Source organism: Vibrio sp. 10N.222.48.A3 (genome assembly GCF_041475345.1).
GTDB classification, from domain to species: domain Bacteria; phylum Pseudomonadota; class Gammaproteobacteria; order Enterobacterales; family Vibrionaceae; genus Vibrio; species Vibrio tasmaniensis_A.
Genome location: NZ_JBFRVX010000199.1, coordinates 1 through 6,330, shown reverse-complemented (window position 1 = coordinate 6,330; position 6,330 = coordinate 1). Strand labels below are relative to the sequence as shown.

Annotated in this window: 6 protein-coding genes; all 6 read left to right on the top strand. The window is 46.9% G+C overall.

The genetic code is table 11. The features are described from left to right. Window positions 1-2,062 (top strand): MMPL family transporter (locus AB4653_RS07095; protein WP_372103672.1); only part of this gene is annotated, 2,062 nt, incomplete at its 5' end. After that, the gene (locus AB4653_RS07090; RefSeq protein ID WP_102257957.1) at window positions 2,059-2,682 is read left to right on the top strand and encodes a DUF3261 domain-containing protein; all 624 of its coding nucleotides are present in this window, start codon (window positions 2,059-2,061) and stop codon (window positions 2,680-2,682) included. The genes AB4653_RS07095 and AB4653_RS07090, both read left to right, overlap by 4 nt. Window positions 2,683-2,687: 5 nt before the next feature. Further along, window positions 2,688-3,887, top strand: coding sequence for a beta-ketoacyl-[acyl-carrier-protein] synthase family protein (locus AB4653_RS07085; protein WP_102257958.1), 1,200 nt, complete (start codon window positions 2,688-2,690; stop codon window positions 3,885-3,887). Beyond that, entirely contained in the window at window positions 3,880-4,344 is a 465-nt protein-coding gene (locus tag AB4653_RS07080) for a hotdog family protein (protein ID WP_054548132.1), read from the top strand. Before AB4653_RS07085 ends, AB4653_RS07080 begins: the two co-directional genes overlap by 8 nt. Continuing rightward, window positions 4,341-5,066, top strand: a complete 726-nt coding sequence (locus tag AB4653_RS07075) for a 3-ketoacyl-ACP reductase FabG2 (RefSeq protein WP_102257959.1) — start codon at window positions 4,341-4,343, stop codon at window positions 5,064-5,066. The genes AB4653_RS07080 and AB4653_RS07075 overlap by 4 nt, the downstream gene beginning before the upstream one ends. Then, window positions 5,063-6,286 (top strand): beta-ketoacyl-ACP synthase, encoded by a 1,224-nt coding sequence (locus tag AB4653_RS07070; protein ID WP_102257960.1) that lies wholly within the window; start codon window positions 5,063-5,065, stop codon window positions 6,284-6,286. Before AB4653_RS07075 ends, AB4653_RS07070 begins: the two co-directional genes overlap by 4 nt. Window positions 6,287-6,330: the final 44 nt, after the last annotated feature.

Here is a 6,330-nt window from a genome sequence, read left to right as displayed (position 1 = left end):
GTTTAAGCAAGTTCAAGGAAAAATCAACGCCAGTACTCAAAGCCAGTGGAGCGACTTCTATTTTCGTCACCGAGCTCAACTGCTGACCCAACAACAAAAAGAGACGCTGACACACTCGCCGGATTCGCGAGCTCAATATGTCATTCAGTCTCTGTACAATCCGTTTTCAGGCGTCACTGCAGCAGAGCTATCTCTCGACCCATTTCTGCTATTTCGCGACTACATCAGTGCAGTTGGCGTTCAATCAAGCAACTTTGTTCTGAAAGAAGGCTACCTCACAGCCCAGTCTAATGAGCAAACTCATATTTTGGTCACGGCTACGCTGGCTGGCTCACCTTATAGCTTGGCGATTCAAGAACAACTTCCTGATCTTGATTCAATTGAGCGCGAAGTCGAAAAGCAGTTTGGCGTCAAAGTGCAGCATACTGGTGTGGTGTTCTACGCAAATTACGGCACCGAAAGCGCAAAATCAGAAATCAGTACTATTGGTTTGGGCTCATTAGCCGGTGTTATTTTATTGGTGTGGCTGACGTTTCGTAGTGCCCTACCACTTGCCTTATCCTTGCTTTCCATCAGCACTGGGTTGTTGGTTGCTCTTGCAAGCACCGTCGCTATCTTCGGCAAAGTTCACCTATTTAGTTTGGTGTTCGGTGCCAGCTTGATTGGCGTATCCATCGACTACTCTTTTCATTACCTAACCGATCGTTTGGCGGCGGGTAATCAATGGCAAAGCGACAAAGGGTTGAAACATATTATCGTTGCGATCACCTTGGGTCTGATCACCAGCTTGATTGGCTACCTAGGTTTGTTGGTGGCACCTTTCCCGGGTTTACAGCAACTTGCTCTGTTTTCGTCGATTGGACTGATCGCAGCTTACGCCAGTGTGGTGTGTTGGTATCCCGTTTTAGCGGCAAAACCAAGTCAAGAACGCCCGCTTCCCTTGTCGAAACTTTGGCATACTTGGTTAAGTCTCTGGAGCAACCAAAAGTTTAGAATTGGCTTACCATTAATAGTGACTGTCGTTAGCTTGATATCACTCAGTCAAATTCGCTACGACGACGATATTCGCCAACTTCAAGCGATGCCTGATCAACTCAAACAGCAAGAGCAAGCCATTACTGAGATATCAGGATTAGGCAGTGGCCAAAATATGCTGCTGGTGACCGCTAAGAGCGATCAAAAGCTACTCAAAAAACTGGCAGAAATCACCACAAGCTTAGACTCTTTAATCGATAGCCAAGGTATCTCAGGATATCGCAGCATCAATCAGCAGTTGTTAAGTAAACAAGACCAGCATGATAACTATCAATTGGTTGAACAACTCTATCGCCAGCAAAGCCATATCTTACAGAACACTCTTGGTTGGCCTAGCTTTCCAGAATTACCTAAGTTCGAAGCAATCACGGTATCTGGGTTTTTGGAATCACCGGTGTCAGAACCTGTTCGACCACTTTGGTTAAAACCTATCGATGGACAAGCGGCGTCAGTCATTTTGATCAAAGACGTCACGAATTCAGAATTGTTCTCTCAATGGCTCGATTCAAGCTTTGCTCAGCAACAAGGCGTTAAATACCTGAATAAAGCCGATGAAATCTCCGCTCTCTTTGCGGAATATAGAGTCAAGATCACCGAGCTATTATTGATAGCTTTGGCCGCTATTGGAATGGTGTTAGGTTGGCGCTACGGTGTGAAGCAAAGCCTATTAATGCTGTTGCCTTCATTAATTGCCGGAGTCGCTGGTTTAGCGATAACGGGCATTTTAGGCTCAACGTTAAACCTGTTTAATCTGCTGGGCTTGATTCTGATTTTAGGGATTGGTATCGACTATACCCTCTTCTTTGCTGAACAGAAGAAATCACTAAGCACCTTATTAGCGATTACTTTGTCAGGCCTCACAACGCTACTCTCATTTGGCTTATTGTCACTGAGTCAGACTCATGCCATTCATAGCTTCGGTGTTACCGTCCTAACTGGTATTTTCGTCGCGTGGTTGCTTTCGCCACTTGCAATCAACAACCAACAAGCAGCGGAAAAATCAAACTCTCGAGAGGCTTTTAGATGAACAAAACAATCAAGATAGCGCTCGCCGTTGGATTGGGCTTACTACTCAGCGCTTGTTCGATGGTGTCTCAACAGCCTACAGGCGCAAGTGTCGCAATCGACAAAGACACAGAGCTCGCCTTGCCGCTGCCTGCTGAACTGGGATACTCATTTACGGCAAGTCAGCTGATCAGCGCAACATGGCAAGATGATACGCAGCAACTTCCTGTTCAAGTCGAAGTCACATCAGACAAAGTCGTGTTGGCGGGTTTCTCCTCTTGGGGTACTCGCATTCTATCGCTGCAATACCAAAACCAAACGATTGATACTCAAGTTCTATCTGGTCTTGGCGCTATCCTGCCGCTACCCGAGCAAGTACTATTTAATTTGATGCTGACTCTATGGCCAGTTGAAGCATGGGCTCAACCTTTACAAGACATCGGTTGGTATTTGGTCGATACCGAAAACAGCCGCACCGTATTTGATGAAAACCAACAGCCAATCATTAAAATTGATTACCAAGCAGAGCCCGGAACACACAAAACCGCAGGCAACATTGTTTTCAAGCATTTGATTCAAGGCTACACCATCACGATACAAACGTTGAACTCAACGATTGTCGATAACCCAAGTAAGAGCTAAACATCATGCCTATTTATATCCAAGACTGTGGTTTCCACTCCGCATTAGGCTCAAGCGTTGCTGACATTCATGGTTGCCTCAAAGGCGAGCATGAATCAAGCATGGTTGAAGTGAGCGACATGCTAAACGACGGTAAGCCGACGGTCGTTGGTAAGGTGGCTGGCGAATTACCAGAAATCCCATCAGAACAAGCGGAATACGCCACTCGCAACAATCAACTGGCGTTATCGGCTGTTAATCAAATCAAAGACTCTATCGAGCAAGCAAAATCACAATTTGGTGCCGATAGAATTGCTGTAGTTATCGGCACAAGCACCTCGGGAATTTCTGATGGTGAAACGGCGTTTAAACACAAACTAGAACATGGCTCTTTCCCCGAAGATTTCCACTATTCAAAACAAGAGCTAAGCAACACCTCTGAGTTTGTTAGCCAACATTGTGCATTAACCGGGCCAAGCTATGCGATATCGACCGCTTGCTCATCAAGTGGCCGTGTATTTGTTACTGCCCAACGTTTATTAGATTCAGGAATGGCTGATGCTGTGTTGGTTGGAGGTGTCGATACACTATGTAAACTGACGCTCAATGGCTTTCATGGTCTTGAAGCGCTATCAACCACACATTGTAAGCCTTTTAGCGCCTCTCGTGATGGCATCAACATCGGAGAAGCAGCGGCATTTATGTTGCTTAGCAAGACAAAACCAACCGCTACTAATACAACTCAAAGCACTTCGAATATAGCCCTATTAGGCTATGGAGACAGCTCCGACGCACACCATATTTCAGCGCCCCACCCTGAAGGGAATGGCGCAGAGCAAGCAATGAGAAAGGCGTTAGGTTCTGCACAGTTACGAGCAGAAGACATCGGTTATATTAATGCCCATGGCACCGCAACCCCACTCAATGACTCAATGGAAAGCAAAGCCATCCATCGTATTTTTGCAAACAAGGTTCCCGTCAGTTCAACCAAACCTCTAACAGGACATACTCTTGGAGCGGCAAGTGCGATAGAGGCTGCAATTGCGTGGCATATTCTAAAATATGACTTACCACTCCCCTTACAAAAATGTCAGTATAAAGCTGAAGATATTGAGATTGATTTGGTAAACTGTTCCCAGAAACTTAAAGTAAAGAACATCTTAAGCAACTCGTTCGCTTTTGGTGGCAATAACATTAGCCTGATTTTTGGTGTAATAAATGACTGATATCCCTTCTGTAGACCAACTTCTCCCACACGATGATCCGATGATATTAATCGATCGAGCTATCAACGTTGAGGCATTGTCGATTCACTGCCAGGTCGATATTGGCGCGCACAACCTATTCTTTGACGCCGAATCTCAAACGGTCCCAGCTTATGTTGGCATCGAGTTTATGGCGCAGTCTGTTGCAGCTTGGTCTGGATACCATGCGCTGAAAAACGGCACTACTCCTCCAATCGGCTTCTTACTCGGTTCTCGTCGCTACAAGTCACTGTGTGATGAATTTACTCAAGGTCAAACCCTTGATATCTATGCTGAACAACTCATGGAAGACAGTGGCATGGCCGTGTTTACCGCCCGAGTCGAAGACCAAGGCGAGTTAGTGGCTCAATGCCAACTCAACGTCTACGTGCCGACCGAACAAAAATTACAAGAAATGAAAACTAGGAGCCCATCATGAGCCGTCAGGTTTTAGTCACAGGTGCCAGCAAAGGCATTGGTAAAGCGATCGCTATTCAACTCGCGAAAGACGGTTTTGAAATCGCCGTTCATTACATGGGTGACAAGCAAGGTGCTGAAGACACATTAAAGTCGATCACTGAGCTCGGTGCTGCAGGACGTCTGATCCAATTTGATATCAGCAATCGCAGCGAATGTCGCGAAACGCTTGAGTCAGATATTGCCGAACACGGCGCTTACTATGGTGTGGTGAATAATGCCGGTATTACTCGTGACACGGCCTTCCCTGCCATGACGGAAGAAGAGTGGGATGGTGTTATCCATACCAACCTCGACAGCTTCTACAACGTACTTCACCCGTGCGTGATGCCAATGGTTCAAAAACGCAAAGGCGGTCGAATCGTTACTCTGGCTTCTGTATCCGGCATCATGGGTAACCGCGGTCAAACCAACTACGCCGCAGCAAAAGCAGGTGTGATTGGCGCAACTAAGTCTCTGGCTCTAGAGCTCGCAAAACGCAAGATAACGGTAAACTGTGTCGCTCCTGGTCTAATCGATACCGGGATGGTTGATGAGCATGTAAAAGAGCATGCGCTGCCTCAAGTTCCACTGCGCCGCATGGGCGAGCCAGAAGAAGTCGCCGGCCTAATCAGCTACCTAATGTCGGATATTGCCGGCTACGTAACTCGCCAAGTGATTTCAGTTAATGGAGGCTTAGTATGACCCGCCGCGTTGTTGTAACTGGCATGTCAGGCGTTACCGCTTTTGGCAACGATTGGCAGCACATCGAGCCAAAACTAAAAGCGTGTGAAAATGCGACCCAGTATATGCCAAGCTTTGAGCAGTACGATGGCCTAAACACTAAGCTTGCAGCTCCAATCGATGACTTCCAACTACCTAAGCACTATAAGCGTAAACAAGTACGTGGTATGGGCCGTGTGTCTCGCCTAGCAACAGTGGCGACCGAAAATGCACTAGAGCAAGCAGGGCTGATTGGCCACGACGTTTTGACTAATGGCGAAACAGGCATTGCCTATGGTTCTTCAACCGGCAGTACAGACGCTGTTGGTGCATTTGGCGTGATGCTTAACGAGAAATCGACACGAGCGATCACCGCAACGACTTACGTTCAGATGATGCCACACACCGCGGCGGTCAACGTCGGGCTATTCTTTGGCTTACGTGGACGTGTGATTCCCACCAGCAGTGCCTGTACTTCAGGTAGCCAAGCGATTGGCTACGCCTATGAAGCAATCAAACACGGTTACCAAACCGTGATGGTTGCCGGTGGTGGTGAAGAGCTATGCCCAACCGAATCTGCCGTTTTCGATACCCTTTTTGCTACCAGTTTAAAAAACGACACGCCAGAAAAATCCCCTAGCCCTTACGACAGTGAGCGCGATGGCCTGGTTATCGGTGAAGGCGCAGGTACACTTGTTCTTGAAGAGTATGAACATGCTGTGGCTCGTGGCGCAAAGATCTACGCGGAAATCATCGGTTTTGCCAGCAACTGCGATGCAGCTCATGTGACTCAACCTCAGATGGAAACCATGCAAATCTGTATGGAGAAAGCGCTGAAAGATGCACAGCTTCCTGCTGAAAAAATTGGTTACGTTTCGGCGCACGGAACGGCAACAGATAAAGGCGATATTGCCGAAAGTAATGCGACCGCGAACATTTTTGGTGAAGTGCCAATCAGCTCATTAAAAAGCTACTTTGGTCATACGCTTGGCGCATGTGGTGCCATTGAGGCTTGGTTGAGCCTAGAAATGATGCATTCCGGCTGGTTCAGCCCAACATTGAACCTTGAAAACATCGACGTTCGCTGCGGTAAACTCGATTACATTACAGGTTCTGGTCGCGAATTGAATGTTGAGTATGTAATGAGTAATAACTTTGCCTTTGGCGGAATCAACACTTCAATCATCTTCAAGAAAATCTGAGCTTAGCTAGATAAAACTCAAGACAAATAAAAAGGGTCAGTAAC